Raw genomic sequence first — 26,954 nt, 5'->3', positions numbered from 1 at the left:
CCGGCCGGCGACCGGCCGGCCTTCCGGCCGGTCAGCCGGGGATCACGTGCAGTACTGGGCTTCCTTGCCGATCGAGCGGTACATGCAGTCCGCGTTCTCCAGGAGCTGGAGCACCGCCTCCTTGTTGCGGGAGGTCTCGCGGTCGATCACCTCGTCGGGCGGGTAGAAGCCGCCCGCGCCCGCGCTCGACGGGTACATCTCGAAGGTGTAGGCGAAGATCTTCTGGTTGCCCCACAGCCAGTCGTCGATCGTGCCGTCGGTGATGTACAGGTCGCTCGACTGCTCGGGCGTGTAGCCGTTGCTCGCCGCCATGCCGGTGCCGACCTTCTTGAAGGCGGCGAGGTCGTCGGCGGTCAAGCCGGGCGCGGTGTCGTTGTAGGTCCAGCCGAAGGGCCACAGGACCAGCTGGCTGTAGGTGTGGAAGTCGATCGAGGCCTTGATCTGCTGCTTGCCGCCGATCACGCGGCTGCGGACGAAGTCGGAGACCACCTTCACCTCGGGGGCGGACTCGGCGGCCGCGCCGCGGTAGGTCTCGGAGCTCTTGCTGCCGCTGGAGCCGCCGCAGCAGCCCCACTTGTAGTTCCAGTTGCGGTTCTGGTCCGTGCCGACGTAGGAGGAGCCGGAGTTCGGCTGCCGGTTCTTGCGCCAGGAGCGGTAGGAGCCGGTGGCGATGTCGTACTCGCCGCCGTCCGGGTTGAGGTCCGGGACGATCCAGATCTCGCGGCCGTTGACGGCGTTGGTGATCCGGGACTCGGTGCCGTACTTGGAGCCGAACTCCTTGAGCAGGTACAGCGCCATCTCGACGGTGAGGTGCTCGCGGGCGTGCTGGTGCGCGGTGAAGAGCACCTCGGGTTCGGCCTCGTCGGTGGCGACGTTGTCACTGATCTTGATCGCGAAGAGGTCGCGGCCCTGGTAGGACTTCCCGATGACCTTCTTGCTCATGATCCCGGGGTACTGGGCGATGCGCTGGTCGATCTCCGCGGTCGCCTCGGCGTAGTTGTGGTACTTCGAGTCGGCGGACGGGAAGTCCATGGTGCCGGCGGCGATGCCCGGCTCGGAGCGGTCCGGGGGCCCGGGCAGGGCGGTCAACTGGTAGCCGCGCTTGCGGAGGTCCTTGGCCTGCATGGTGTCGGCGCTGACGACCACGGTGTGGTCGTCCACCTCGTCGATCGACACGCCGGTGCGCAGCAGCGCGGTCCGGTCTTCGGCGGTGGACGGGCCGTGGATCCGGTACTGGACGATCGCCTCGTCCTGGGTGGCGGTGGACGGGGTGGGCGGCGGGGCTGCCGTGGCACTCATGCCGTAGGCGGGTGCGCCGAGCGCGAGCGCCAGCAGGGCCGCCGTGACGGCGGCCCTCCGGCGGGTGTGGAGCCGCATGCGTTCTCCTGGGTCGGGAGTGTGGGGGTAGCCGTGCGGACGCGCACAGCGTGCTCTCGTGGCATGTACTGGTCAAGAGCCCGCTGGCTGCGCCGACCCGAACCGGCCACCCCCACACGTACCGCCTACGGGAGCCCGTGGACCTTCGGACCCACCGCGTTGGACCAAGCGCTACCCGCCTTGGCGTCCCAGTTGGTCGACCAGGTCATCGCCCCGCGCAGACCCGGGTAGGTCTTCGACGGCTTGAAGGATCCGCAGTTCGTCCCCCGGGCCAGGCAGTCCAGGGCGTTGTTCACGACCGTCGGCGAGACGTAGCCGCTGCCCGCGCCGCTCGGCGAGGCCGGGACCCCGATGCCCACCTGGGACGGGTCGAGGCCGCCCTCCAGCTGGATGCAGGCCAGGGCGGTCAGGAAGTCGACGGAGCCCTGGGAGTAGACCTTGCCGTCGCAGCCGTTCATCGAGCCGCTGTTGTAGTACTGCATGTTGACGACGGTGAGGATGTCCTTCACGTTGAGCGCCGTCTTGAAGTAGCCGCCCTGCGTGGACTGCATGTCGATCGTCTGCGGCGCCATGGTCAGGACCATCGAGGGGCCGGCCTTCGCCGACAGGGCGCGCAGCGCCTGTGTCATGTACGTCGGGTTGAGGCCGTTCTCCAGGTCGATGTCGATGCCGTTGAAGCCGTACTCCTGCATCAGCGCCCAGGCCGAGTTGGCCAGGTTGTTCGCCGAGGTGGAGTCGTTGACCGTGATCGTGCCCTTCTCGCCGCCGATGGAGAGGACGACCGACTTGCCGGCCGCCTTCTTCGCGGCGACGTCCGCCTTGAACTGGGCGACGGTGTAGCCGTTCAGGCCCGCCGAGTCGAGGTTGAAGGTGATGGCGCCGGGCGTGGTCGTGGCGTCGGCGAAGGAGACGGCGATGATGTCGTACTGGTCGGAGACGTCGGAGACCTTCTGGACGGTCGCGCCGTTGTTGAAGTTCTGCCAGTAGCCGGTCAGCGCGTGCTTGGGGACCGACGGGTTCGGGCCGGGGCCGGGGCCGCCGCCCGTCGTCGTCCCCGTCACGGCCGCGGACCTCGGGCCCTCGCCGGCCGCGTTGTACGCGCTGACCTGGAAGGAGTACGAGGTCGAGGCGGCGAGCCCGGTGATCTGGGCGGAGGCGTCCGTCACCGTCCTGACGCGCACCCCGTCCTGGTAGACGTGGTAGCCGGCGGCGCCGCTGACCGCGTTCCACGAAAGGGTGAGCGCGCTCGCGCTCTGGCCGGAAACGGCGGTCCCCGCGGGGGCGCCCGGGATGCCCGGACCGGGGTCGGTGCCGCCGCCCCCGTCGGGGCCGAACACGCTGAACTCGTCGATCACGTAGGGGCTCTGGCCGTACCAGCCGTGCGTGTAGACGGTGACCTGGGTGGTGTTCGGACCGGTGGAGAAGGTCGTGGAGAGCTTCTGCCAGCCCGAACCCGAGCCGGGGGTCCAGGTGGAGACGTCCTGCGTACCGGTGCCGGTCGCGCCGAGGTAGACGTAACCGCCCTGGACCTGGGTGCTCAGCGTGTACGTCGAATTCGGCTTGACCGTGACGGTCTGGCTGCACCGGGCGTTGTCCTGGCCCGCCGGAGCGGCGCGCAGCGCGCCGGACCCGGCGTAGACCGGGGAGGAGACGGAGGCGCCGGTGCCGCCGGAACAGGACCAGTTGGCCAGGCCGGACTCGAAGCCGCCGTTGCGCGCGACGTTGACGTCGGCGGCCTGGGCGGTGCCGGAGGCGAGGGCCGTCAGGCCGCCCGCGGCGAGGGTGGCCGCGCCCAGCAGGGCGAGGGAGCGTATGCGGTTCACGTGGGCTCCGTGGGGGGAGGAAGGGGTAAGCGGAATGAGGGGGAGTGGGGGGTCCCGTCAACCATGTGCTGGCGCAGCCAAGTTGGTCCAGACCAATCCCCGTGTCAAGGGTCTTTGCAATGTGGCTTGAAATGGACGGGCCTCGAATCCCGGTTGTCCGGGTTTCCCGCCACCTGTGACATGTGCTTCCGGCACGGGAATCCGCAAGGCCCTGCCCCACCAGGGAGGTCGCGGATATGGTGCTGGGGCAAGGGGGAAGGCGCGTCGGGAGTTTGCGGTCGCGCAGTACGTGCGCGTACGTGACGGCCGCGGGAACGTGCGCGGCGTACCGGGTGAACGGGGGGATTCGCGTGCCGACCGCCATCGCTGTCACCAGCGCCGATCTGGTGCTGCCGGCCCCCGACCGGCACACCCCGGGCGCCGCCGTACTGCGCCCGCCCGGCGAGGCGGACCTGGAGGGCGCGCTCGCCGAGACCTCCGCCCTGCTCGACCGGCACGGCCACCTCGTGGTCGTCGTACCGAGCTGGCTGCCGGCGGCCACCTCGCGCCGCCTGCACACCGTACGGGCCATCCTGGAGACCGACCGGATCGCGCTCCTCGACATCGACCTCCCGCCGCTGGGCACCGCCGTGCTGGTCCGTCAGCTCCGCCAGCTCAGCGTCTGCGACTTCAGCCCCGGGGTCATCGCCTCGGCCGCCCGGCTGCTCTCCCACTACATCTACGCGGGCGCCCTGCTCGGCACGGTCGCGAAGCTCGACCGGGTCCCCGTCGGCCTCAAGGCGCACGCCAGGTCCTGGTCGCCGAGCGCCCAGTTCGCCGTACTGGCCCACCCGTCCGCGCACCTCGCGAAACTCGGGTCGTCGGGAGCGGCCGGCGCCCACGGCGGCGTACTGCCGCCCGGACCCGGCTTCGCCACCCACCTCACCTTCGCCCGCGGACAGCTGTCCTCCGACTGGGTCACCGCCGAACTCGCCCCGGCCTGGCAGGTGCAGGGCGTCATGGAGAACCCCCTGCCGGACGACTCGCCCCTCTGGTGGGCGACCCAGAAGCTCGTCGAGTTCGCCGCGGCCATCCCCGACCCCGCCGTGCTCTACCAGCTGGTCTCCTCCGTACGCCGCGAGGAGTGCCGCTGGTGCGGGTTCGAACTCATCGGAGACCGCTGCGGATTCTGCTCCGCCCCCCTGGCCGCCCCGCCGCCCGAGGCGGCCGCCCGTTCCAGATCCAGCTCCTGACCGGCCCGAACGAACGAAGAACGGCGAGGTAGTACGGCTCATGAACTCACGCCAGCGCCGCGGCGTCATCCTGCTCCTGCTGTCGGTCCTGTGCGCCCTGGCGGCGTTCGGCGGGGTCCTCGTGGTCATCGGCGACGTCAATTCGAAGGTCGGGGCCGAGGTCGTCGCCTACCGGGTCAAGGGAGACATCGCCCCCTACAGCGCCCTCGGCGCGGGCCAGTTCGAAGAGGTCACGGTCCCCCAACGCTGGCTGTCCGACACCGCCGTCACCGACCTCGGCACCCTCAAGGACAAGATCGCGCTCACCACCCTGAAGAAGGGCTCGCTGCTCCAGACGGACATGTTCGTCGACAAGCCGCAGCTCCAGGCCGGCGAGCAGGAGATCGCCATCATGATCGACGCGGCGACGGGCGTGGCCGGCAAGATCACCTCCGGTGCCAAGGTCAACATCATCGCCACCTTCAAGGGCGCCAAGGACACCGACCCGTCCCGGTCGGTCATCATCGTCGCCAACGCCCGCGTCCTCGGCGTCGGCAAACTCACCGCCCTGGAGAAGAACAGCGACCGCAACGGCCCCGCCGAAGCCGTCCCGATCACCTTCGCCCTGAACACCAAGGACACCCAGCGCGTCGCGTACGCCGAATCCTTCGCGGAGCACGTACGCCTGGCCCTGGTCGCCCCCGGCACCGACTCGGCGCCCAGCCCGAGCGACCGCACGTACACCCTCGACGGGGACAAGTGAGGCGCGGATGACCACCCGGATCCTGCCCGCCGCCGGTGACGCGGACGCCGCCCGCGCCATCGTGGCCCTGCTCAGCCAGCTCCCGGACGCCGAGCCGGCCCCTCCCGTCCCCGACTCCACCTCCCTCCTCGACACCCTCGGCCGGATGGCCGCCGAGTCCGTCGACGAACTCCCCGAGGTCGTCCTCGTCCACGAGCGGATCGGCCCCGCCCCGGCCCTGGAACTCGTCCGCGAGGTCGCCCTGCGCTTCCCGGCCGTCGGCGTGGTCCTGCTCTCCTCCGACGCCGGCCCCGGCCTGTTCTCCGCCGCCATGGACTCCGGCGCGCGGGGCCTCGTCGGCCTGCCCCTCGGCTACGAGGAACTCGCCGCCCGCGTCCAGGCCGCCGCCCAGTGGTCCGTCGGAGTACGACGCCACCTCGGGCGGGGCGCCGACGCCCCCACCGGCCCCGGCGGCCGGCTCGTCACCGTCACCGGCGCCAAGGGCGGCGTCGGCACCACCTTCACCGCCGTCCAGTTCGCCCTCGCCGCGGCCGCCTCCGGGCGCCGCACCGCCCTCGTGGACCTCGACCTCCAGGCCGGGGACGTGGGCTCGTACCTCGACGTCCAGTTCCGGCGCTCCATCGCCGACCTCGCCGGGATCCAGGACATCTCCCCGCGCGTCCTCCAGGACGCCGTCTACGACGACCGCACCGGCCTGGCCCTGCTGCTGGCCCCGGCCGAGGGCGAACGCGGCGAGGAGGTCGACGACCGGGCCGCCCGGCACGTCATCGGCGCCCTGCGCGCCCGCTACGAACTCGTCGTCGTCGACTGCGGGACCCAGGTGACCGGCGCGAACGCCACCGCCGTGGAGATGGCCGACGTGGCGGTGCTCGTCGCCACCCCGGACGTCGTCTCCGTACGCGCGGCCAAGCGGATGGTCCGCCTGTGGGAACGGCTCCAGGTGCGCAAGGCCGAGGACACCACCGTGGTCGTCAACCGCTGGAGCAAGCACACCGAGATCCAGCCCGCCCTGATAGAGAAGATCACCAAGACCCGCGTCGCCCGCACCCCCGTCCCGGCCGCCTTCAAGGAACTCCAGGGCGTCGTGGACGCCGGCCGCGTCCAGGACCTCGACAACCGCTCCACCGTCAAACAGGCCCTGTGGACCCTGGCGGGCGAACTGGGCCTCCTCGCCGTCCCCGACGACCCCAAGGCCGCCCCGGGCAGCGCCCTCGCCGTCCGCGCCCCCGGCCCCGTGGCCCGGCTCCGCCGCGGCCGGGAGGGCTGACCCGATGGCCGCCCCGCGGTCCGCGCGCACCGGCTCCGACCGGGGTCAGGTCGCCGTCGAGTTCGTCGGCATGGTCCCGCTGATCCTGCTGCTCGTCGCGGCGGTGTGGGAGTGCGTACTGATCGGCTACGCCTTCTCCCTGGTCGGCAACGCGGCCGACGAGGCGGCGCGGGCGGGGGCGGTGCGCGACGACCAGGCCTGCGTGGCGGCGGCGGGGGAGCACATCGGGGGCGCCTGGGACATGGAAGTGGAATGCGGACCACCGTCCAGCGGCGTCTACAAGGCGACCGTGACGGTCCAGATCCCCGTCCTGTTCCCCGGCCTCAACTTCGGCTCCCTGGACGGCACGGCCGGTGCGGCCATGGAGAGGGAGGAGTGACGTCATGAGACGGCGCATCCGCTCGGACCGGGGCCAAGTGGCCCTGGAGTACATCGGCTTCGTACCGATCCTGCTGTTCGTCGCGCTGTGCGGGATCCAGCTGGGCTGGATCGCCTACGTCCACGAACAGGCGGACAGTGCCGCCCGCACCGCGGCCCGGGTGGAGGCCCGCAAGGGCTCAGGCGGGGCCGCGGCGGGCCGGGCCGCCGTACGGGGCGGTCTGACTGCCGACGTCACCGTCAGCAAGGACGCCGACGCCGTCACCGCGAATGTTTCCATCCGGATCAACTCGATCATCCCGGGACTGAACCCCGACCCGGCCAGGGCAACCGCCGTGATGCCCAACGACGACCCGAACCCGAACGGAGCCCGCCCATGAGCCTGCGTTCCCGGGTCAGCACCCCCGACGACCGCCACAGCCCCCGCGAGGACGGCCGCCTGGTCTCCGCGTACCGCGCCAAGCTCCTCGAAGAGATCGACCTCGCCGAGATGTCCGCGCTCGCGCCCGCCGAGCGCCGCGCGCGCCTGGAACGCGTACTCGGGCACATCATCAGCCGCGAGGGCCCGGTCCTGTCCACCGCCGAGCGCGCCCAGCTGATCCGCCGGGTCGTCGACGAAGCCCTCGGCCTCGGCGTGCTCGAACCCCTCCTCGAAGACGCCTCCATCTCCGAGATCATGGTCAACGGACCCGACCAGATCTTCGTCGAGCGGTCCGGCCGCGTCGAGCAGCTCCCCCTGCGCTTCGCCTCGCACGAGCAGCTGATGCAGACCATCGAGCGGATCGTGTCCACCGTGAACCGCCGCGTGGACGAGGCCAACCCGATGGTCGACGCCCGCCTCCCCAGCGGCGAGCGCGTCAACGTCATCATCCCGCCGCTCTCCCTGACCGGCGCCACCCTCACCATCCGCCGCTTCCCGCGCGCCTTCACCCTCCACGAGATGATCGCCCTCGGCTCCCTCGACGAGCAGATGCTCCTGCTGCTGTCCGGGCTGGTCCAGGCGAAGATGAACGTGATCGTCTCCGGAGCCACCGGCACCGGCAAGACCACCCTCCTCAACGCCCTCTCCGGACTCATCCCGGAGGGCGAGCGCGTCATCACCATCGAGGACTCCGCAGAGCTCCAGCTCCAGCAGGCGCACGTCATCCGCCTCGAATCCCGGCCGCCGAACGTCGAGGGCAAGGGCCAGATCACCATCCGAGACCTCGTGCGCAACTCCCTGCGCATGCGTCCCGACCGCATCATCGTCGGCGAGGTCCGCGGCGGCGAGACCCTCGACATGCTCCAGGCGATGTCCACCGGCCACGACGGCTCCCTCGCGACCGTCCACGCCAACAGCTCCCAGGACGCCCTGATGCGCCTCCAGACCCTCGCCTCCATGTCGGAGGTCGAGATCCCCTTCGAAGCCCTCCAGGACCAGATCAACAGCGCCGTCAACGTCATCGTCCAGCTGACCCGCTTCGGCGACGGCTCGCGCCGCATCACGGAGATCTCCATCCTCGACTCCCACGGCCGGGAGCCCTTCCGCATCACCACCGTCTGCCGCTACGTCGCCCAGCCCATGGGCGCCGACGGGCGCGTCCACGGCCACTTCACGTACCACCCGCTGCCGCGCCGGATCGCGGAGCGCCTCTACATGAACAGCCAGCCGATTCCCCAGGCCTTCGGGGTCGCCCTGTCGGACGAGCGGTACGACCCGCTCGACCCGCTCACCTCTCGGACCGTCCTGTGAACCATCTCGTCCTCCTCACCCTCGGCGCCACCCTCCTGGCCGGCCTCTTCGTGTCCCTCGGCGTACACGCCTACGCCGCCGGACAGGCCCAGCGCGCCGCCCTCATCGAACGCCTGTCGGCGAGCGGCGCCCCCGAGCCGGCCGGCCGCCGGCGCCGCTTCCGTGGCGTGGACCGCCGCCTGCGCGGGACCCGGCTGGGCCGGGGCATCGAACTGAAGCTGGCCACCACCGGCCTCGATCTCACCCCGGGCGAGTTCTTCGTCTACATGCTCATGGCGATCGCCGGCGTCTGGCTGGTCTCCGCCTCCCTGCTGGCCCCCTTCTTCGGCCCCGTCGCCGGCCTCATCGGCATCTGGGCCGCCAACGCCTTCCTCAACTGGCAGCGCGCCCGCCGCACCGAACGCTTCATCAACCAGCTCCCCGAACTCGCCCGCATCCTGGCCAACGCCACCCAGGCCGGCCTGGCCCTGCGCACGGCCATCGGCATCGCCGCCGAGGAACTGGAGGCCCCGGCCGGCGAGGAACTCTCCCGCGTCGCCGACCGCCTCGCCGTCGGACACTCCATCGAGGAGGCCCTCGGCGAGATCGTGGACCGGCTGCCCTCCCGCGAACTCGTCGTCCTGGTCTCCACCCTCGTCCTGTCCGCCCGGGCCGGCGGCGCGATCGTGGGAAGCCTGCGGAACCTGACCGTGACCCTGGAACAGCGCAAGGAGACCCGCAGGGAGATCCGTACCCAGCTCTCCCAGGTCACCGTCACCGCCTACCTCGTCCCCGCCATCGGGCTCGGCTCGCTGCTCCTGGTGAACGCGATGATGCCCGGAGCCCTGGACCGCATGACGGGAGCACTCGTCGGACAGGTGGCGGTGCTGGTCTCCCTCGGCCTCTTCGCCCTCGGCTTCGTCCTCATCCGCCGCCTCTCGAAGATCGACGTGTGAGGGGGACGACCACATGACCGCCCTGCTGCCCCTGGCCCTCGCCCTGGCCCTCGGCCTCTCCGTCTTCGGGATCCTCCACGGCATCCGGCTCTACCGCGCCGACGTCAAACTCCCCACCGACCTCGCCCTGGCCCTGGAGGTCGGCGCCACCCGTACGACGGCCGTCGGCTCGCTCGTCGACCGCCTCGGCATCCGCTGGGTACCGCTCGTGCTGCGCCTGATGGGCCCCAAGCAGGTGGCCCGCAAACGACGCCAGATCGACATGGCCGGCAACCCGTCCGGCCTGACCATCGACCGCTACGCCGCCCGCCGCGCGGTGTACGGGTTCCTCGGGGGCCTCGGCGCCGTCGCCATGCTGATGAACGGGCAGCTGGTGCCCGCCCTCCTGATGGTCGCCTTCGGACTGTTCTGGATCGAGGCGGGCCTGTGGTCCGCGATCCGCGTCCGCCGCGACAACATCGAGCGGACCCTGCCCGACTTCCTCGACGTGCTCGCCGTCGTCGTCAGCGCCGGACTCGGCTTCCGGCAGGCCCTGGAACGCGTGGCGCACAAGTACGAGGGCCCCTGGGCCGACGAAGTGCGCATCACCCTCCAGCAGATGGACATGGGCGTCAGCCGCCGCCAGGCCTTCGACGAACTGCGCCGGCGCAACGACTCCGAACAGGTCGCCCAGTTCGTCACCGCCCTCCAGCAGGGCGAGGAACTCGGCTCCCCCATCGTCGAGACCCTCATCGCCATCGCCGAGGACATGCGCCGCACGGACGCCCAGAACGCCCGCAGGCGCGCCGCCCGGGCCGTCCCCAAAGCCACCTTCGCCGTCACCATGTTCATGCTGCCCGGCACGCTGATCCTGCTCGTCTGCGGCTTCGTCTACGGCGCGAACGTCGACTTCGGCGCCCTCCTCGGAGGCGGGTGAGCCATGACCACGCTGGGCTTCGAAGCGTTCGCCGCACGGGACCCCCGGACGGCGGAACCCTCCCTGCGCCTGCGCTCCAACGCCCTCCAGTCGCTGTGCCGGCAGGTCTTCGCGTTCCGTCTGGTGATGATCGGCCTCGGCGCCCCGCTGGCCCTGGCCAACACCGCGCCGGGCGGACCCACGTACCTCGTCGGCGCGGCCGTCCTGCTCACCTTCATGCTCTCGTACGTCCTCTTCCGCGACTGGGAGCGCTTCGGGCCGCTGCTGCTGCGCCACCGCTGGCTCCTCGCCCCCGACACCGCCCTCGGCCTCCTGCTGCTGATCACCGCCACCGCCGCCTCCCCCCTCGGCTTCGCCTGCCTGTGCACCCCCCTCCTCGCCGGGCTGGTCCACGGCTGGCGCGGCTCCGCCCTGTACGCGGCCGCCCAGGCGATCGCCGTCGCGGCCGTCGGCGGCGGCTTCGTCCTGACCCTGCTCTGCCTCCTCGCCGGAGCCGCCGGAGCCTCCCTGCAAGACCTCCTCCTGCGCTTCGGCCGCGCCGGGCAGGACCTGACCGAGACCCGGGCCCGCCTCGCCGTCGCCGAAGCCGTCCGCGCCGAACGGGAACGCCTCGCCCGCGACATGCACGACTCCGTCTCGAAGACCCTGCACGGCCTGGCCCTGGCCGCCGACGCCCTCTCCCGCATGTCCGACCCCGCCGCGATCCGCGGCCAGGCCGAGCTGGTGGCCGCGGCCGCCCGGCGGGCCTCCGGCGAGTCCCGGGACCTGCTGACCGACCTGCGGCGCGACCTCCTCGCCCCCGGCGTCTGCCTGCTGGGCGGACTGCGCGAGCTGGTGGCCGCCACCCCCGGCGCCGGACTCCGGGCGGCCGCTGCGCTCCCCGTCCTCCCCTCGGCGGTGGCGCGCCAGCTGCTGGCCGTGGCCTCGGAAGCCGTCGAGAACGCCCGCCGCCACGCCGGCGCCGCCCGCATCGTCGTGGCCGTCGCGGCCGACGGGACCCACCTGACGCTCGACGTCGAGGACGACGGCCCCGGCCTGCCGCCCGGGCTCTGCGTCGCCGCCCTTCCCCGGACGGGCCACTTCGGCCTCCTCGGCATGACGGAACGCGCCGCCGCCGTCGGCGCCCGCCTCGACCTCGGCCCGCGCACCGGCGGCCCCGGCACGCGCGTCCGCCTCACCCTGCCCCTGTGCGCCCTGACCCCCGAGGGGAGCGCGAGCCCGTGACCCCGATCCACGTCCTGATCGCCGACGACAACCCCGTCGTCCGGGCCGGCCTGAGCACCCTGCTGGCCACGACGGAGGACCTCCGCGTCGTCGCCGAGGCCCGCGACGGCCACGAAGCCCTCCACCTCACCCGGCGCCACGCCCCCGACGTGATCCTGCTGGACGTCCGCATGCCGGGCGTGGACGGCATCTCGGCACTCCCGCACCTGGTCCGGCTGGCCCCGGTCCTGATGCTCACGTACAGCAGGGAGTCGGAGATCGTCCGCGAAGCGCTGCTGCTGGGTGCGGGGGGCTACCTCGTCCACGGCGAGTTCACCGCCGACGACCTGCTCCGCGCCGTCCGCGACGTCCGCGAAGGCCGCCCCCACTTCACCCCGTCGTCGGCGACCGCCCTCCTCACGGAACTCCGCGCCTCTTCGCAACAGCAACGAACTATGGCACCCTCGACGGAGCGGATGCCCAACTCCGAAGGATTCGGGCTGAGTTCGCGGGAGGTGGAGATCATGGACCTGATCGCGTCCGGCATGAACAACCAGCAGATCGCCGGCGCCTGCTTCATCAGCGAGAAGACGGTCAAGAACCACATCAACCGCATCTTCGCGAAGCTCCACAGCACCTCCCGCAGCGAAGCCATAGCCCGCTGGCTGGGAACCGCCCGTCCAGGGATGGCCGGTCATGGCTAGACGGAGTGCGCAATGGGTCCGTATTTGGGCCCCGGGACCCTTGGTGACGACCCGTAACCCGGCGTACCGTCCGCAAATCAACAGCGGCACCGGCCCGGGAGGGAACCCCCATGTCACACAATTCGCTGCTGAAGGCGTCCGTCGAGGCGAAGATCCGCCTGAACGACTGGACGGACACGGCGGTAGCCCGCATCCGCAAGCGCTACTCGCAAACGGACCGAGGCCAAACCGCGTTCGAATACCTGGGCATCATCCTGGTCGTGGTCGTGATCGTTGGGGCGATCGTGGGTTCTGGCATCGGCACCGAGATCACGACCCGGATCAAGGAGGCGGTGAAGAACATCAAAGCCGGGTAGTGATGGAGCGTAGGAGGCGCGAGGCTGACCGGGGCCAGGCCTTTCCCATCTATGTCGTGATAGTGGCGGGGCTCCTCTTCGCCGCGTTCGCGCTCTTCGTCGTAGGGCAGGCCTCGGTCACTCGAAGCGACGCCCAAGGTGCTGCTGATGCAGCTGCGTTGGCGGCGGCCCGTGATGCTCGCGATCACTTGACCCCTGGGCTGGTCCTCGCAGATCTGCAACCCAGGGAATGGTCGGCAGTTCTCGATGGCAAGCATTTCTTTGCGGGGGGCGCTTGTGCGGAGGCCACGGAGTTCGCGGCCAGGAACGGCGCCGTGGCCAAGTGTGTCCCCTCTGTCCTGAGCTTCCAGGTCACGGTCGAGACCGATCGCACGGTGGGGGATTCGGTGATTCCGGAGACTGGCGGCATGCGTGGGACGGCTGATGCAACCGCAGTGATCGAAGCGCGATGCCACCTGGGGCAAGCACCACCCGCGACTGAGGCCCCCTCTCCCACGGCCGGACCCTCATCGCCGTCACCGGGCCAGCCTTCAGCCACACCGGGTCCCCCCGAAAGGCCGGCTCTCATCAAGATTGAGTGCAAGGGGGGGAAGGAGTTGACCTTCGACCCTTCGAAGCCGGATCCGTGGCGCACATTGGCGAGGAACCTCTTCGACGTGCGTCTGACTGACTGACAGTGAAAAAAAATCGACAAGGAAGCGGCGTAGATGAGCATTCGGCAAACGGGGAAGGTCCGCGGGGGAGCGGCCGTCGTGGTTGTGGCGGCCCTGGCCATCACGTTGGTCGGGTGCGGCGGTGGTGAGGACAACGGGAAGTCGCAGGAATCGCCGAAGGCTTCGACACCTCAAACCAAGGGATCGGAGCAGGCTCCAGGACCGAGTGCGGGGAAGAGTGCCCAGCCGCTGGAAGAGCTGGCCATTGTGACCGGGGCGAGCGGCATGACGCTGGTGATCAATTCGATGCAGCGTGACCCTGGTGGCTTCCTCACAGTGAATGGCCAGATCAAAAACACTGGCAGCCAGTCCTTTGCCGGGACTTCGGCATGGCGCGGTATCGAACTGAAGGGGAGCGGAGAGTCCGTGGCCGGCGCGACCTTGGTCGACAAGGTCGGCAAGAAGCGGTACTACGTGCTGCGTGACACCGAGGCCAGGTGTCTGTGCACCACCGGCATCTCCAGCGTCGACCCGGGCCAAACGATCCCCTTCTTCGCTCAGTTCCCCGCGCCGCCGGCTTCGACCACAGAGGTCGACTTCAATCTGCCCACCTTCGCCACGGCCACCGTCAAAATCTCTGGGTGACCCCATGACAACACGCCACCGCGTAGCCGCAGCCACAGCCGTCTCCGCCCTCGTGATCGCGGGGGTCCACATGATCGGTGCGACGGCGGCCCACGCCGACGACAAGCCCACCGCTCCCCCCGGGACGGAGCCGTCCGCCGCCGCGCCCGTGGCGATCGACTCCGCTTCGCCGGGGCTCAAGATCCCGCAGGGCGGTACGCTCGCGCCCGTCAAGGTGCTCGACATCGCCGAGGTCGTCGAGGACCTCGGCGGGGAGCAGCGGCGGCAGGAGACCAACCAGACCGTCATGATGGCGCTGCAGTCCGAGGTGCTCTTCCCCGAGAACAGCGCGGTCTTCAACGCCCAGGCGGCGGCCCGGATACAGGCCATCGCCAACGAGATCAACCAGCAGAAGGCGACCCGCGTGCGGGTCTTCGGGTTCACCGACGACCAGGGCAGCTACGAGCACGGCAAGGAGCTGTCCAAGCAGCGGGCCGACGCGGTGCAGACGGAGCTGGCCAAGACCGTCACCAACCCGGGCGTGACGTTCGACGTGCGGGGTTACAGCGAGGACTACCCGATCGCCGACAACAGCACCGAGGAAGGCCGCAAGAAGAACCGCCGGGTCGAGATCACCTTCCCGCGCGGCGCGAGCTAGCCCGCGCCTCCGCCCCGGCCCGGGCGCGCGCACCCCGGGCAGGCCCGAACCCGCCCCGGGCGTCGGTCAGGGGCCGGGCGCCGGGGGCCGGCTGCGGTTCAGGGGTGTCCCCGTAGCGTGCGGGCCGCTTCGGCGGCGCGGTGGGCCGGGGCCGGGCCGGGGTCGAGGGACGCGACCGCCGTCGCCCCCTCGACCAGGATCAGCAGCTGGTCGGCGAGTCCCGGCGGGCCGTCGGGGCCGACCAGGCCGGCCAGGAGGTCCCGCAGCTCCGCCTTGTGGCGGTGGACGACGTCCAGGACCCCGGCGGGGCCCGCGCCCAGTTCCCCGTAGGCGTTCTGGAACGCGCAGCCCCGGAAGCCCGGCTCCGCGAACCAGGTCGCCAGCCAGTCGAAGACCGCCGTGACCGGTTCCGGTGCCCCGGCGACCGCTTCCCTCAGGCCGGCCATCCAGCGCTGGTCCCGCCGCTCCAGATAGGCCGTGACCAGGGCTTCCTTCGCGGGGAAGATCCGGTAGAGCCGCTTGAGCGCGACGCCCGACTCCGCGCGGATGCGGTCCATGCCGACGGCCTGGATGCCATCGGCGTAGAACAGTGCCTCCGCTGCGTCCAGCAGCCTGGTCCGGGCTTCGTCATCGGTCACGGGGGAGTCCATGAAGGCAGCGTAGCCGAGTTCCGCTTGCGTGGAAAACGCTCGTTCTCTACGGTGAGAACGCCCGTTCTCCCCGATCGGGCCAACCCCTGAAAGGCTCGCCATGTCAGCAACCGACACCGCCGTACGTCCGCCCCTGCCGCCCTTCACCGAGGAGTCAGCCCGCGCCAAGGTCCGGGCGGCGGAGGACGCCTGGAACAGCCGCGACCCCGAGCGCGTCGCCCTCGCCTACACCGAGGACTCCGTCTGGCGGAACCGCGACCGCTTCCTCACCGGCCGTACCGAGATCCGCGCCTTCCTCGCGGACAAGTGGGAACGCGAGCTGGACTACCGGCTCCGCAAGGAGCTCTGGGCCTACACCGGCAACCGCATCTCCGTCCGCTTCGAGTACGAGTGGCACGACGCCTGCGGCCAGTGGTGGCGCAGCCACGGCAACGAGCAGTGGGAGTTCGACGAGGCCGGCCTGATGCGCCGCCGCGAGGCCAGCATCAACGACGTCCCCATCGAGGCCCGGGACCGCCGCCTCGGGTAGCCGTAGGCGATCCGTCAAGCAGCGGACAGGCGCGGGGCGCACGCATACCGTGGGCCACGGGAGCGGCCGGTGCACGCCGCGGGGGGAGACGGGTGCGGATGGATTCCACGGCGATGCTGGCGGCCTTCGCCGCCGACTGGGCCAGGCTGTCGGCCCTCGTCCCCCCGAGTGCCCGGGAAGCGCTGCGGGGGCGGCTCGCGGAGCTGCGGACGGCCCCCGACCGGGCCGCCGTCGCGGACGCGGCCGTACGGGGCGTGCTCGACGCCCTGCCCGCCCGGGAGGCCGCCCGGCTGCTCGGCGACGGAGGCGGCCACGGAGACGGCGACGGTGCGCGGCTGGCGGGCGCGTCCCCGGCCCCGCCCCCGCACGGGTACCGCGCCCTCGAGCTGTGCCTCCTCCTCGTCGACGGGAACCCGATGGTCGGCCCGGTACTCGGCCCGGTCCGCGACCGCCTGCTCGCCGCACCCGCGATACCGGCGGAGGCGGAGGGGGAGGAAGGTGCCGGCGACCCCGGGCTGATCGTCCTCACGGACGTGGACGGCCGACGCCGCCTGCCCGCCTTCCAGTTCGAGGCCGCAGCGCTGCCCTGGGCGGTCGTACGGGAGGTCAACGGTCTGCTCGGCGCCGCCTGCGACCCGTGGGGCGCGGCCGACTGGTGGCTGTCCGCCAACGCCTGGACGGGCACCGCACCCGCCGCCCTCCTCGGGCGCGGCCGCGACCCGGAGCTGCTGGGCGCCGCGCGGACGCTCGGGGAGGGGTGAGGGGCCGTGCCGAAGTACCCGCCGCCGGACGCCCCGCCCGGTGAGCCGAACCGTGCCACGCTGCCGGCGGGCACGCCCGTCTACCGCGTCCACGGCACGCACCGCGCCCCGACCGCCTTCAACTCCCGTCCGGCCCACCCCTTCTACTACGGCGGCCGCTTCGACGGCACGCCCTACGACCCGTACGGCTACCTGTACCTGGGCCTCGGCGCGGGCGCGGCGGTGTGCGAGGTACTGCTGCGGTCGATCCCGTTCGACAGCGACGGTTCCGTACGGCTCCTGCCCCGCACCGCGTTCGAACGCCGCAGCCTGTCCCTCCTGCGGCTCACCGCCGACGTCGACGTCGTCCCGCTGGTGTCCGGCGCGGACCTGGCCTCCGTCGCCCAGGACCCGTGGCTCGTCCACGCCGAGGCGGCGGACTATCCCCAGACCCGGGACTGGGGCCACTGGATCCGGCGCCGGAGCGCGCCCTGGGCGCAGGGCTTCGTCTGGCCGTCCAAGCGCGAGCCGGCCGACCGGGTCGCCGTCCTCTTCGAGGACCGCTGCGGCACCGCGCCGCCGCTGGAGGAAGTGGCTGCGGGGAGGGTCGACTTCGGTACGCCCGAGGGGGAGGAGTGGCTGAACGCCGTCCTCGCCCCGTACCGGACACGGGCCGCGCCACGGCCGGGAGGGCCGGCCTGACCGGGCCGCCGCCGACGCCCAGCACCCCGCCCGGCCCCCGCCCGGATCAGGCCGGGGCGGCCGGGCGGGGCGTTTCCCGGGCGAGGTCGGGGCGATGGTGGTCCGGCCGTACTTCCCTTGCCGCCGCCGGGAGTTGACTGGAGGAAGGGCCCTCCGGAGACTCCGGCGGCGCCCGCGGCACAGGAAGGGGACCCCGTGTGACCAGTCCCGGTGGTGGACGCCATCCGTACGGCCCGGCATGGCACCCGGGCGGGGTGCCGCCCCGGCCGGGCCACCCTCCGCGCGGGCCGCGCCGCGCGCGGTGGGAGCAGCTCCGCGAGGGCGACTGGCCGCCACTGTGGGAGGTGCTGAAGGGCGTGCGCCTGCCCGGGTGCATCTGGGTGCTGTTCCTGGTCTTCATCGGGCCGCCGCTGCTGCTGCTCCTGGCCTATCCGCTGGCCCGCACGGCCTGCCGGCAGTCGCACCGGCTGTTCCCCGTACACGCCTATCCCCGCGTTCTGGACCCGTTCATGGCGCGGGTGCAGGGCGCCAGGGCGTGGACCGCCCTGGCGGCGAGCACCGTGATCCTCGCCGTCTACGGAACGGCCACGGACTGGGCCGAGATCCAGGAGCGGTACTTCCTCCGCGTCGCGATGACGCCGTGGCTGCTGCTGCTCACGGGGCCGCTCGTGGCCCTGGTCGTCATCCGGCTCGCACCCCCGGCGGCCCGGCCGGGCCTGCGCGCGCGCCTGCGGCCCGCCGGGCGGGCGGCGCTGTGGTACTTCGGCGCGTTCACCGCCGTGCCGCTGCTCTTCGCGGCGATGGTGCTCCTGGGCGAGAGTTCCGGGATGGCGGGGCCGCTGGTCCTGCTCGGCCCGCTGCTGTGGACGCTGTTCTTCGTGGCCTTCGCCTCCCTGACGCTGATCCCCTCCGTGTTCGGGGTGTCCCGCGTCCACGCCGCCCTTCCGGCGCTGATCACCGGCGTCCTGGTGTGGGAGCTCGCGGCCGTCAGCCTGGCGGTCGGCGGGCTGCCGCCGGGCCCGCCCCTCGTCCAGGCGTGCGCCCTCCTGGGCGGCCCGGCGTCGGTCACGGCCGTGGCGTGCTGGGAGATCGCCCGCCTGCGCGCGCGGTACGGGGTCACGTTGCGCGTGTAGGACGCCCGGGGTGCGCAGCCCGGCGGGCCGGCCGGATCGCCCGGCCGGCCGGGCCCGTCACTCCCCCCGCTGGTGGGCCCGGGTGATGAGGTCCGTCGCGACCTCCAGGGCCGCCTGCCGGGTCTCCTCCGGGTCGCCCTCCACGTGCTGGAGGAACATCATTCCCGCGTGCAGCGTGAACAGGGCGCTCACGCACCGGACCTGGTCCGTCAGCGGACCCTCCTCCGTGCGCAGCAGTTCCACCAGCGTGAACAGCCGCCGCTTGACGGTCTCGCCGATGCTCAGCTCCCGCATCGTCGCCTGGTTCTCCTGCATGAAGCGGTACAGCTGCGCGCCCGCCGCCATCGCCTCGCTGTAGCGGCGCAGCACTTCCCGCTTCGTCTCCAGCGTCGGCGGCTGCTCCTGCGCCCACTCGATGAGCTCGTCGATCGGCCGGGTCACGTCGTCGAAGACGCTGATGATGATGTCTTCCTTGGTCTTGAAGTGGTAGTACAGCGCCGCCTTCGTGACCTCCAGCCGCTCCGCGATCTCGCGCAGCGACGTCTTCTCGTACCCCTGCTCGGCGAACAGCTCCAGCGCGACGTCCTGAATGCGCTGGCGCGTGTTGCCGCGCCGCTGCTGCGGACCGCCGCTGGAGCTGTTGGACATGGCTCTCCCCACACTTACGTACGACATATGTACTTACTTGACGACCGGCTAGTGGCAGGTCTACCGTCCCCATTGTAGTGAACTAGCCGGGCGGCAAGTAAGTGCCCGGCCAGGCGTGAGACGAAGTGCCGGTGCCAGGGGAGTGGACATGAGCGAGACAGTCAAGACGGCCGGACCCGCGGGGGAGGTGGATCCGGGGGTGAAGCCGCGCAGCGTGCGCGTCGTCCTCATGGCGCTCATGATCGCGATGCTGCTCGCCATGCTCGACAACATGATCATCGGCACCGCGATGCCGACGATCGTCGGCGAGCTCGGCGGCCTGGAGCACCTGTCCTGGGTGGTCACCGCCTACACCCTCGCCACGGCCGCCTCGACCCCCATCTGGGGCAAGATCGGCGACATGTACGGGCGGAAGGGCTCCTTCCTCACCTCGATCGTCATCTTCCTCATCGGCTCCGTGCTCAGCGGCATGGCCCAGGACATGGGCCAGCTCATCGGCTTCCGTGCCGTCCAGGGCCTGGGCGCCGGCGGTCTGATGGTCGGCGTCATGGCGATCATCGGGGACCTCATTCCGCCCCGTGAGCGCGGCAAGTACCAGGGCATGATGGCCGGCGTGATGGCCCTCGCCATGATCGGCGGCCCGCTGGTCGGCGGCACCATCACCGACCACATGGGCTGGCGCTGGTCCTTCTACATCAACCTGCCGCTGGGCGCCGTGGCCCTCGCCATGGTCACCGCCGTGCTGCACCTGCCCAAGAAGCGGGCCAAGAGCAAGATCGACTACCTGGGCGCGGTACTGCTGACCATCGCCATCACCTCGACCGTCCTCGTCACCACCTGGGGCGGCACCGAGTACGCCTGGGGCTCCGCCGAGATCATCGGTCTGATCGCCGTCGGCGTCGTGTCGACCGCCGCCTTCCTCTTCGCCGAGACCAGGGCCGCCGAGCCGATCATGCCGCTGCACATCTTCCGCAGCCGCAACTTCACCCTCATGTCCGTGATCGGCTTCCTCGTCGGCTTCGCGATGTTCGGCGGCGTGCTCTACCTCCCGCTCTTCCAGCAGGCGGTCCAGGGCGCCTCCGCCACCAACTCGGGCCTGCTGCTCCTGCCCATGCTGCTCTCGATGATGCTCGTCTCGCTGATCGCGGGCCGCGTCACCACCAGCAGCGGCAAGTACAAGATCTTCCCGATCGTCGGCGGCGCCCTCATGGTCGTGGGGCTGTTCCTCCTCGCGACGATGGACACCGGCACCTCGCGCCTGGTCTCCGGCGTGTACATGGCCGTCCTCGGCGCCGGCCTCGGCTTCCTGATGCAGATCACCATGCTCGTCGCCCAGAACAGCGTCGACATGAAGGACATGGGCGTGGCCTCGTCCTCGGCCACCCTCTTCCGCACGCTCGGCGGCTCCTTCGGCGTCGCCCTGATGGGCTCCCTGTTCACCACCCAGGTCACCGAGACCATGGTCGAACGGCAAGGCGCCCAGGCCGCCGCCGCGGCGGGCTCCGCCCAGCTCGACGCGGCGAGCCTGGCCAAGCTGCCCGAGGCGATGCGCGAGGCCTACCAGCACGCGGTGGCCGCCGGTACGCACTCGGCCTTCCTCCTCGGCGCGGCCGTCGCCGTACTGGGCTTCGTGGCGGCCTGGTTCGTCAAGGAGGTCCCGCTGCGGGGCGCGGGCCCGGCCCCCGCCGGAGCGGGCGGTGACGCCGAGAAGTCCGCGCCGTCCCCCCAGGACTCGCTGGCCCACTGAGCCCCGCGCCCCGAAGGCGCACGCACCACCACGGACACCGCCACGGCGGGTCCGGCACGGGACGAACCCCCCGCGCCGGGCCCGCCGTTCGCGTGGGGGCGGTGCGGCGGTGAAGCCGCTGCGGCGCCCGCGTCCCGTGCGCGCCGGTGGGCCGGGAGGGGCTCAAGAGGCAGTCGCCCCCTGTCGTGCCATCTGGGGCTATGAAGGTCTAAACACCTCATTACCTGCAATTTATGGGGCAACTTGGCGGAACCCCTCCCCGTCCGAAGGCGTCATGACCCACAGGACCCTTTCAAGGGCGGATGGGGAGTGGACACATGACGCGTACGCAGAAGCTCGGCCTCCGGGCCGGGATAGCCGTCGCGGCCTCGGCCGCGGCCGTCGCAGCGACCGTGTGGGGAGTCACCGCACTCGTCGGAACGGACGGCCACCACGCCGCCCCCCACGAGAACGTGGCCCGGCCGAACGGCACCGGGCCCGGCGGCGCACCCGCCGCGCCGGGCGCCCCCGGCGCACCCGCCATGCCCGAGAGCATCGCGCACGCGTCGGAGAGCGGCGCCAACGCCGTCAACATCACCATCGACGACGGCCCCGACCCCCGCTGGACCCCCCAGGTCCTCGACGTCCTGGCCGAGCACGGCGTGAAGGCGACCTTCTGCATGGTCGGCCCGCAGGCCAAGGCCCACCCGGACCTGGTCAAGAGGGTCGTCGCGGCCGGCCACCGGCTCTGCGACCACTCCATGGACCACGACACGAAGATGGACAAGAAGCCCGTCGCCTACCAGCAGGCGCAGATCCTCGAAGCGAAGAAGCTGATCGAGGAAGCCGCCGGAGCCGGCGCGAAGGTCGAGTACTACCGCGCCCCGGGCGGGGCCTTCACCCCCGACAGCCGCCGCATCGCCGCCGCCAACGGGATGCGCCCGCTCGGCTGGAACGTGGACACCAAGGACTTCGGCAAGCCCGGCACGGCCGCCATCGTCGAGGCCGTGAAGCGCGGGCTCGGCAACGGCCCGACGGTGCTCTTCCACGACGGGGGAGGCGACCGCCGCCAGACCGTCGCCGCCCTCGACCAGGTGCTGGCCTGGCTGGCGGAGCAGGGCCGGCCCACCGGCTTCCCGGTCCGCAACGCACCCGACGCGTCCTGAAGACCTGCCCCGACCGGCACGCCCCCTGACACGCCGTCCGGCGGCGAACGGGTGAAGGTCGGCGCCCATCCGCCGCCCGGGGTGTTCCCTGGTCGCGCACGACGGACCGTACGAGCCCGTACGGGACCGGCGCACACGACCGTACGCACGACCAGGAGGCTCACGTGATCGACCCCGCCCAGCTCACCGACCCCACCGTCCGCGCCTTCGTCAACGCCGTCAACGCCGGGGACCGGGCCGCCCTCCGGGCGGTCCTCATCCCCGGAGCGACCATGTCCGACGACGGCTCGGACCGCGACCTCGCCGAGTGGACCGAGCGGGAGGTCTTCTCCTCCGGCGGCCACATGGCCGTCGCGTCCGAGGCCGACGGCGGCCGCTCCCTCGTCGTCGACTACCGCAACGACACCTGGGGCGAGATGCGCACCGCCTGGCGCTTCGACGTCACCCCCGACGGCCGCGTCAGCCGCTTCGAAACCGGCCAGGCCTGACCGGCGGACCCGACCCGCCCGCGCATCCTCGCGCCTTCCCCGCCGGAACGCGGTTCGTCACCTGTGCGGCCCCCGCCCGCTCCCGTACGGGTGAACGCGCCCGGGCCGTCGTTCCGGCCCGCCACGGGCCCCCGTTGGACCCGGCATGAACCGCACCCGTACCGCAGCCCTCGCCCTCGCCGCCGCCACGGCGGCCCTCGCCCCAGCCCTCGGCCAGAGCGCCGCCACGGCCGCCCCGGGCACCTCGTACCTCCAGGACCCGGCCGGCGGCGAGAAGGCCATGAAGTCGATGTGGACGAAGGACGAGATGCACAAGGTGGAGGGCCAGGTGCGCTTCCACCCGGGCGTCCAGTACAAGACGGTGACCGCCCCCGGCCCCGAGGGCGCCCGCGAGTACGAACGGCAGGTCCCCGACCCGAAGACCCTGGCCTGGCAGCCCTCGTACGAGTTCGCCTGGTCGGTGTCCGACTCGACACTGGTGAAGAAGGCGCTCACCACCAAGGACGGCAAGCACCCGATCGTCGTGCACGCCGTACTGCGCACCGCGAAGGGGGCCAAGGCGGGGGAGGTGCGCCGCGAACTGACCGGACAGCCGGCGACGGGGCGTCAGAAGGTCGAGGGGGGCAAGCGGATCGCGTGCGACACCGGCGAGTACACGGTGGAGTGGTCGGTGACCCGCACGGGCTACGGGACGCTCACGGGCACGCTGCGCTGGGATTCCGACTGCGGTCAGTACCGCACGGCCTTCGACCCGAAGATCAGCGGGTAGGACCGGAGAAGGGGGGCCGGCGGGGCCGGGCCGGAGGTGGGGGCCGGCCGCCCCGCGCACCTTGTGGGTGCTCGGCGGGCGACTGGGCCGCGGCCTTGGATCAAGTGCCGTCAGCCATTCTGCCGCACGGGATGCGGTGGGGCAGGGAGGCGAAGGTCCCGTGTCAGCGGGCCTTCCGTACGGGTACCTCAGTGCTTCTTGCCGGCCTGGGTCGCCTTCGCGGCGATCTCGTCCAGGACGGTCTTCGGGTCGACGGAAGGCTCCACGGCCCTGCCGATGCTCCGCTTGATGGTGTCGCTGACCGTCACCCAGGACGGGTCGTTCACCGGGTAGAGCTGCGCGCCGCGCAGGGCGGTCAGGAACGCCTCGTCGGTGTTGCCGAGTCCGCCGCCCGCCGGGGTGCGGGACGCGGTGACCGTCGACGGCAGCAGGTGGTAGCGGTTCGCGAAGTCCGTCAGGTTCTTGTCCTGGTAGAGGAAGTCCAGGAACGTGCCGATCTGCTTGCCCTTGCCGTTCTGCTTGAAGGCCATCATCCAGTCGGCCACGCCCACGGTCGGCGTGCTCTCCCCGGCACCCAGGTCGTCGGAGACCGGCATCGGCACCGCCTTGACGTTGATCCCCTTGGCGTTCGCCTCGTGGAGCAGCGACGGGTAGCCGTTGACCATGCCGACCTCGCCGCGCAGGAACGCGGCGAAGGCGTCGGCGCGGTTCAGCTTCGCCGGCGGGGTCGGGCCGACCAGACCGGGAGCGATCATGTGCTCCTTGATCCAGCGGAACGTCTCGACGTTCTGCTCGGAGGCCAGGCTGTAGTTGCCGCTGTTGTCCGCGTACCCGCCGCCGTTGCTCAGCTCCCAGATCAGCGCCTCCGCGTGCGCCTCCTCCGGGCCCAGGGGCATCGCGTACGGGTACTTCACGCCCTTGTCCTTGAGCGCCTTCGCGTCGTTCCTCAGGTCCGTCCACGTCTTGGGGGCCGCGGTGATGCCGGCCTTGGAGAACAGGGAGTCGTTGTAGAAGAGCAGGCGGCTGCTGGCCACGAACGGCAGGCCGTAGAGGGTGCTGCCGACCGAACCGGCCTCCGCCAGCGGCTGGAGGAAGTTCGCCTCCGCGGTGATGGAAAGCAGCTCGTCCGCGGCGTACAGCTGCCCCTGCGCGGCGAAGTCCGAGTACGAACCCATGAGGGCCATGTCCGGCGCTTTGCCGGCCTTCACCATGCGCGAGACCTCGCGGTCGATGTCGGCCCAGGGGAGGAGCTGGACCTCGACCTTGATGCCCGGGTTGGCGGCGGTGAAATCACCCGTCACCTTGTCCCAGTAGGCCTTGGAACTGGTGGCCGGGGTGTCGCCGTATTCGGCGGCCACCAGGCGCAGCGTGCCACCGTCCCCGGAGCCGCCGTCGGAACCTCCGCAGCCGGACAGCGGTACCAGCAGACCGAGCACGGCGGCCGAGGCGGCCGGGCCGAACAATTTTCTTCGCACGGGTGGATTCCCCTGATTTTCTTTTGAGTCCCGTTATTACTTATGAGTTGCTCCGGGCTGGGGTGTCCCGCCGTGGCCCGTTGGCCGGAATTCTCTCCTGACCGTGGGGTGGCTGATTCCATTGGGGCGGCAGTTGTGTTCAATGCTCCAAGCGCGGCTATTCCCTCTGGTGTTTTCCGATATGTGATCGTCAAATCGGACGCGCGTAGACATGGGGAGACATGCCGAAAAGCCCGTTTCCGGCCAGGAAACGGGCTGAAGGGTGTCCGGAAATATCTAGTCGGCGAACTCGCCCGCGTACGGGTCGGGCTCACCCGTTTCGGGGTTGCGGCCCTCCTGCCAGCGGCGCTGGGCCTTGCGCCAGTGCACGAAGCTCAGGTGCCCGGCGTCCCAGAAGGTGATGCTGACCGGGCTCACGTCGAACTCGTCCGAGCACAGCAGCAGCAGGAACTCGGCCATGCCGTACGGGTGCACCGCGAAGGAATCGGCGGTGTGCCGCCCGACGACCAGGACCGGCCACCGGTCCGGATCGGCGTCGGAGGTCAGCCAGCACAGGATGTCCGACCCGCCGGTCACCCCCCAGGCGATGATCGACTCCGGGTCCACGTCGAAGGCGGCCCGGCCGCCCTCCGCCTCCCACACCTGACGGGCGTTGGCGGTCTCCTCGGCCATCTCCGCCGGATCCCACTGGAGCCCCGGCTTCGGCAGCGGCAGCAGCACGCTGGCCTCGCCGTTGATGGAACCCGCGCCGAACCGCCCCATGAAGGCGATGTAGTCCGCCGGGAACCGGGTCCCCCAGACGGCCTCCGCCGCCTGCCAGTCGATGTCCTCGTCGGCGCCGTGCGTCGCCGGCATGATCTGCTCCAGCGCCTTGATCCGCGCGTTCTCCGTCATGCCGCTCCCCTGCCACCCCAGCTCAACCGCCCCAACCTACCGCCCGTGAGCCCCTGCCCCTAGATCGTGTCGCCAAAGTCCTGTGCCGGGGGGAGTCGCGCGGGCCGGCGAGGGCTCAGCGCGGGTTCAGCGCGGGCTCAGGTCCACGCGGACGCCCGGGCGCAGTCCCCAGCGCGCCATCGCGCCCGCCTCGGCCTCCAGGACGTGCCGGGCCCGCGGCCGGGGCAGGCCGAGCCGCCCCGGCACCATCGTCCGTATGGCGAGCACCCCGAAGTTCCGGTCGAGGTAGGCCACGTCGATCGGGAAGCGCATCCGGAAGGTGTGCACGCTCGCCGCCGGCGTCAGCAGCAGGGCCCCCTCGATCCCGTCCCGCCCCAGCAGCCCCCGCGTCCGTGCCCGGTACGAGGCCGCCACCTCCAGACCCACCGTCACGTCCCCGGCCCGCAGCGTCCCGTGGCCGTTCGTCCAGTTCCCCATGCGGCCACCTTGCCGGGTCCGGGGGCGGCTGGGCCAGGGCGCGTAGGCCCCCGGGCCCATCCCCGCACCCCCGGTACGGCCTAACGTCACCGGATGGGCATCCTCGCGGCCATCCTCGCCGCCACCTACGGCGCGGCCGCCGGGCTCCTGCTGCCCCGCGCCGCGTACCGGCTCTCCGTACCGTCGCAGGAGCCCTGGCGGACGCACTGCCCGGACGGGCACCCCGTCCCCGGCTGGCTGGGCCCCGCCCGGTGCGCGGAACACCGCTGCGGCGCCCCCAGCAACCGGGCCGCCACGGCCGCCGCCGTCACCGCCGCGGTCTGCGCCGCCCTCGCCGCCGCCGCGGGACCCCGCCCCGAGACCGGCGTCTTCGTCGCCCTCGCGCCGGTGCTCGTCCTGCTGGCCCTCGTCGACCTCGCGGTGCACCGCCTCCCCGACGTCCTCACCCTCCCGCTCGCCGCCGCCACCGCCGCCCTCCTCGGCGCGGCGGCCCTGCTCCCCGGCGCCGCCGGATCGTGGCGGCTCGCGCTGCTGGGCGGGGGCGCGCTCGCGGCGGCGTACCTCGTGCTGTTCCTGATCAACCCCGCCGGGATGGGCCTCGGCGACGTCAAGCTGGCGCTTCCCCTGGGGGTCGCTCTTGGGTGGTACGGGTGGGGGGTATGGGCGGCCGGGGCGTTCCTGGGCTTCCTCTACGGGGCCCTGTACGGGCTCTCCCTAGTGCTGCGGGGGCGCGCGACCCGGAAGGCGGGCTTCGCGTTCGGGCCCTTCATGACGGCCGGAGCACTCACCGGAGTGCTGCTGGGCGGATTCGGAGCGTAATCATCTCGCGCCAATGCACGCAGCATGCTTTACGAAGGGTTATGGTGGAACCCCCCCCTCGGGCCGGTCCGTATCCCCCCCACGGACCGGCCCGTTTTTCGTTCCCGCCGCCCCGCGGTCAAGCGGGCGACATCGCCG

General features: G+C 71.7%; 30 protein-coding genes. 23 read left to right on the top strand and 7 right to left on the bottom strand.

What is annotated here, in order from left to right:
- Window positions 1–42 precede the first annotated feature (42 nt).
- Together ABZZ17_RS06505 and ABZZ17_RS06500 are read right to left on the bottom strand one after the other, a co-directional pair.
- Window positions 43–1,377, bottom strand: a complete 1,335-nt coding sequence (locus ABZZ17_RS06505) for a M14 family metallopeptidase (RefSeq protein WP_356872665.1) — start codon at window positions 1,375–1,377, stop codon at window positions 43–45.
- Window positions 1,378–1,502: 125 nt separating this feature from the next.
- A complete protein-coding gene (locus ABZZ17_RS06500; RefSeq protein WP_356872663.1) occupies window positions 1,503–3,200 on the bottom strand; it encodes a glycoside hydrolase family 18 protein in 1,698 nt (565 codons plus the stop codon).
- A gap of 350 nt (window positions 3,201–3,550) precedes the next feature.
- On the opposite strand from ABZZ17_RS06500, the gene ABZZ17_RS06495 reads away from it, so the two are divergent.
- From ABZZ17_RS06495 to ABZZ17_RS06430, 14 genes are all read left to right on the top strand, one after another.
- A complete protein-coding gene (locus ABZZ17_RS06495; protein ID WP_356872661.1) occupies window positions 3,551–4,432 on the top strand; it encodes a hypothetical protein in 882 nt (293 codons plus the stop codon).
- Window positions 4,433–4,472: 40 nt separating this feature from the next.
- Window positions 4,473–5,174 (top strand): Flp pilus assembly protein CpaB, encoded by a 702-nt coding sequence (locus ABZZ17_RS06490; RefSeq protein ID WP_356872659.1) that lies wholly within the window; start codon window positions 4,473–4,475, stop codon window positions 5,172–5,174.
- Window positions 5,175–5,181: 7 nt separating this feature from the next.
- On the top strand, window positions 5,182–6,441 hold the full coding sequence (locus ABZZ17_RS06485; protein WP_356872657.1) for an AAA family ATPase: 1,260 nt from the start codon (window positions 5,182–5,184) through the stop codon (window positions 6,439–6,441).
- A 4-nt stretch (window positions 6,442–6,445) separates the two neighbouring features.
- Window positions 6,446–6,820, top strand: a complete 375-nt coding sequence (locus tag ABZZ17_RS06480) for a TadE/TadG family type IV pilus assembly protein (protein ID WP_356872655.1) — start codon at window positions 6,446–6,448, stop codon at window positions 6,818–6,820.
- A 4-nt stretch (window positions 6,821–6,824) separates the two neighbouring features.
- Window positions 6,825–7,199 (top strand): TadE family protein, encoded by a 375-nt coding sequence (locus ABZZ17_RS06475; protein WP_356872653.1) that lies wholly within the window; start codon window positions 6,825–6,827, stop codon window positions 7,197–7,199.
- A complete protein-coding gene (locus tag ABZZ17_RS06470) occupies window positions 7,196–8,551 on the top strand; it encodes a CpaF family protein (protein WP_356872651.1) in 1,356 nt (451 codons plus the stop codon). Before ABZZ17_RS06475 ends, ABZZ17_RS06470 begins: the two co-directional genes overlap by 4 nt.
- Complete coding sequence (locus tag ABZZ17_RS06465; protein WP_356872649.1) at window positions 8,548–9,486, top strand: type II secretion system F family protein; 939 nt, start codon at window positions 8,548–8,550, stop codon at window positions 9,484–9,486. Before ABZZ17_RS06470 ends, ABZZ17_RS06465 begins: the two co-directional genes overlap by 4 nt.
- Window positions 9,487–9,511: 25 nt before the next feature.
- Entirely contained in the window at window positions 9,512–10,402 is an 891-nt protein-coding gene (locus tag ABZZ17_RS06460) for a DUF5936 domain-containing protein (RefSeq protein WP_356872866.1), read from the top strand.
- Between the two features lie 3 nt (window positions 10,403–10,405).
- Complete coding sequence (locus ABZZ17_RS06455) at window positions 10,406–11,626, top strand: ATP-binding protein (RefSeq protein ID WP_356872647.1); 1,221 nt, start codon at window positions 10,406–10,408, stop codon at window positions 11,624–11,626.
- On the top strand, window positions 11,590–12,309 hold the full coding sequence (locus tag ABZZ17_RS06450; RefSeq protein WP_356872645.1) for a response regulator transcription factor: 720 nt from the start codon (window positions 11,590–11,592) through the stop codon (window positions 12,307–12,309). The genes ABZZ17_RS06455 and ABZZ17_RS06450 overlap by 37 nt, the downstream gene beginning before the upstream one ends.
- A gap of 110 nt (window positions 12,310–12,419) precedes the next feature.
- Complete coding sequence (locus tag ABZZ17_RS06445) at window positions 12,420–12,665, top strand: hypothetical protein (protein ID WP_356872643.1); 246 nt, start codon at window positions 12,420–12,422, stop codon at window positions 12,663–12,665.
- Between the two features lie 2 nt (window positions 12,666–12,667).
- Window positions 12,668–13,339, top strand: a complete 672-nt coding sequence (locus ABZZ17_RS06440) for a pilus assembly protein TadG-related protein (RefSeq protein WP_356872864.1) — start codon at window positions 12,668–12,670, stop codon at window positions 13,337–13,339.
- A 33-nt stretch (window positions 13,340–13,372) separates the two neighbouring features.
- Window positions 13,373–13,963, top strand: a complete 591-nt coding sequence (locus tag ABZZ17_RS06435; protein ID WP_356872640.1) for a hypothetical protein — start codon at window positions 13,373–13,375, stop codon at window positions 13,961–13,963.
- Window positions 13,964–13,967: 4 nt separating this feature from the next.
- A complete protein-coding gene (locus ABZZ17_RS06430; protein WP_356872638.1) occupies window positions 13,968–14,600 on the top strand; it encodes an OmpA family protein in 633 nt (210 codons plus the stop codon).
- 98 nt (window positions 14,601–14,698) lie between these two features.
- Here ABZZ17_RS06430 and ABZZ17_RS06425 read toward each other — a convergent pair whose 3' ends face one another.
- Window positions 14,699–15,250 carry a TetR/AcrR family transcriptional regulator gene (locus ABZZ17_RS06425; RefSeq protein WP_356872636.1) on the bottom strand — a complete coding sequence of 184 codons (552 nt, stop codon included), beginning with the start codon at window positions 15,248–15,250 and terminating at the stop codon, window positions 14,699–14,701.
- A 100-nt stretch (window positions 15,251–15,350) separates the two neighbouring features.
- Between ABZZ17_RS06425 and ABZZ17_RS06420 the strand changes: the two genes are divergently transcribed.
- The 4 genes from ABZZ17_RS06420 (at window position 15,351) to ABZZ17_RS06405 (ending at window position 18,354) form a co-directional block, all read left to right on the top strand.
- Entirely contained in the window at window positions 15,351–15,779 is a 429-nt protein-coding gene (locus ABZZ17_RS06420; RefSeq protein WP_356872634.1) for a nuclear transport factor 2 family protein, read from the top strand.
- 98 nt (window positions 15,780–15,877) lie between these two features.
- The gene (locus ABZZ17_RS06415) at window positions 15,878–16,540 is read left to right on the top strand and encodes a hypothetical protein (protein ID WP_356872632.1); all 663 of its coding nucleotides are present in this window, start codon (window positions 15,878–15,880) and stop codon (window positions 16,538–16,540) included.
- 6 nt (window positions 16,541–16,546) lie between these two features.
- Window positions 16,547–17,221 carry an RES family NAD+ phosphorylase gene (locus ABZZ17_RS06410; protein ID WP_356872631.1) on the top strand — a complete coding sequence of 225 codons (675 nt, stop codon included), beginning with the start codon at window positions 16,547–16,549 and terminating at the stop codon, window positions 17,219–17,221.
- Between the two features lie 197 nt (window positions 17,222–17,418).
- Window positions 17,419–18,354 carry a hypothetical protein gene (locus ABZZ17_RS06405; RefSeq protein WP_356872629.1) on the top strand — a complete coding sequence of 312 codons (936 nt, stop codon included), beginning with the start codon at window positions 17,419–17,421 and terminating at the stop codon, window positions 18,352–18,354.
- 57 nt (window positions 18,355–18,411) lie between these two features.
- On the opposite strand, the gene ABZZ17_RS06400 is transcribed toward ABZZ17_RS06405, so the two are convergent.
- Window positions 18,412–19,002: a helix-turn-helix domain-containing protein gene (locus ABZZ17_RS06400; protein ID WP_356872627.1), complete on the bottom strand. Its 591-nt coding sequence runs from the start codon at window positions 19,000–19,002 to the stop codon at window positions 18,412–18,414.
- 148 nt (window positions 19,003–19,150) lie between these two features.
- On the opposite strand from ABZZ17_RS06400, the gene ABZZ17_RS06395 reads away from it, so the two are divergent.
- From ABZZ17_RS06395 to ABZZ17_RS06380, 4 genes are all read left to right on the top strand, one after another.
- Window positions 19,151–20,749: an MDR family MFS transporter gene (locus ABZZ17_RS06395; protein ID WP_356872625.1), complete on the top strand. Its 1,599-nt coding sequence runs from the start codon at window positions 19,151–19,153 to the stop codon at window positions 20,747–20,749.
- A 317-nt stretch (window positions 20,750–21,066) separates the two neighbouring features.
- Window positions 21,067–21,894 carry a polysaccharide deacetylase family protein gene (locus ABZZ17_RS06390; protein ID WP_356872623.1) on the top strand — a complete coding sequence of 276 codons (828 nt, stop codon included), beginning with the start codon at window positions 21,067–21,069 and terminating at the stop codon, window positions 21,892–21,894.
- A 164-nt stretch (window positions 21,895–22,058) separates the two neighbouring features.
- Window positions 22,059–22,382, top strand: a complete 324-nt coding sequence (locus ABZZ17_RS06385) for a nuclear transport factor 2 family protein (RefSeq protein WP_356872620.1) — start codon at window positions 22,059–22,061, stop codon at window positions 22,380–22,382.
- A 145-nt stretch (window positions 22,383–22,527) separates the two neighbouring features.
- Window positions 22,528–23,151, top strand: a complete 624-nt coding sequence (locus ABZZ17_RS06380) for a hypothetical protein (protein ID WP_356872618.1) — start codon at window positions 22,528–22,530, stop codon at window positions 23,149–23,151.
- 188 nt (window positions 23,152–23,339) lie between these two features.
- On the opposite strand, the gene ABZZ17_RS06375 is transcribed toward ABZZ17_RS06380, so the two are convergent.
- From ABZZ17_RS06375 to ABZZ17_RS06365, 3 genes are all read right to left on the bottom strand, one after another.
- The gene (locus ABZZ17_RS06375; protein ID WP_356872616.1) at window positions 23,340–24,626 is read right to left on the bottom strand and encodes an extracellular solute-binding protein; all 1,287 of its coding nucleotides are present in this window, start codon (window positions 24,624–24,626) and stop codon (window positions 23,340–23,342) included.
- 276 nt (window positions 24,627–24,902) lie between these two features.
- The gene (locus ABZZ17_RS06370; protein WP_356872614.1) at window positions 24,903–25,520 is read right to left on the bottom strand and encodes an SMI1/KNR4 family protein; all 618 of its coding nucleotides are present in this window, start codon (window positions 25,518–25,520) and stop codon (window positions 24,903–24,905) included.
- Between the two features lie 126 nt (window positions 25,521–25,646).
- Window positions 25,647–25,997 (bottom strand): DUF192 domain-containing protein, encoded by a 351-nt coding sequence (locus ABZZ17_RS06365; RefSeq protein ID WP_356872612.1) that lies wholly within the window; start codon window positions 25,995–25,997, stop codon window positions 25,647–25,649.
- A gap of 93 nt (window positions 25,998–26,090) precedes the next feature.
- Between ABZZ17_RS06365 and ABZZ17_RS06360 the strand changes: the two genes are divergently transcribed.
- Complete coding sequence (locus ABZZ17_RS06360) at window positions 26,091–26,816, top strand: A24 family peptidase (protein ID WP_356872610.1); 726 nt, start codon at window positions 26,091–26,093, stop codon at window positions 26,814–26,816.
- Window positions 26,817–26,954 lie beyond the last annotated feature (138 nt).

Origin of the sequence: Streptomyces sp. NPDC006512 (assembly GCF_040611935.1) — a bacterium.
In the GTDB taxonomy this organism is placed as follows: Bacteria; Actinomycetota; Actinomycetes; order Streptomycetales; family Streptomycetaceae; genus Streptomyces.
The sequence above is the reverse complement of the archived record's forward strand: the minus strand, read 5'-3'. Positions and strand labels throughout refer to the sequence as shown.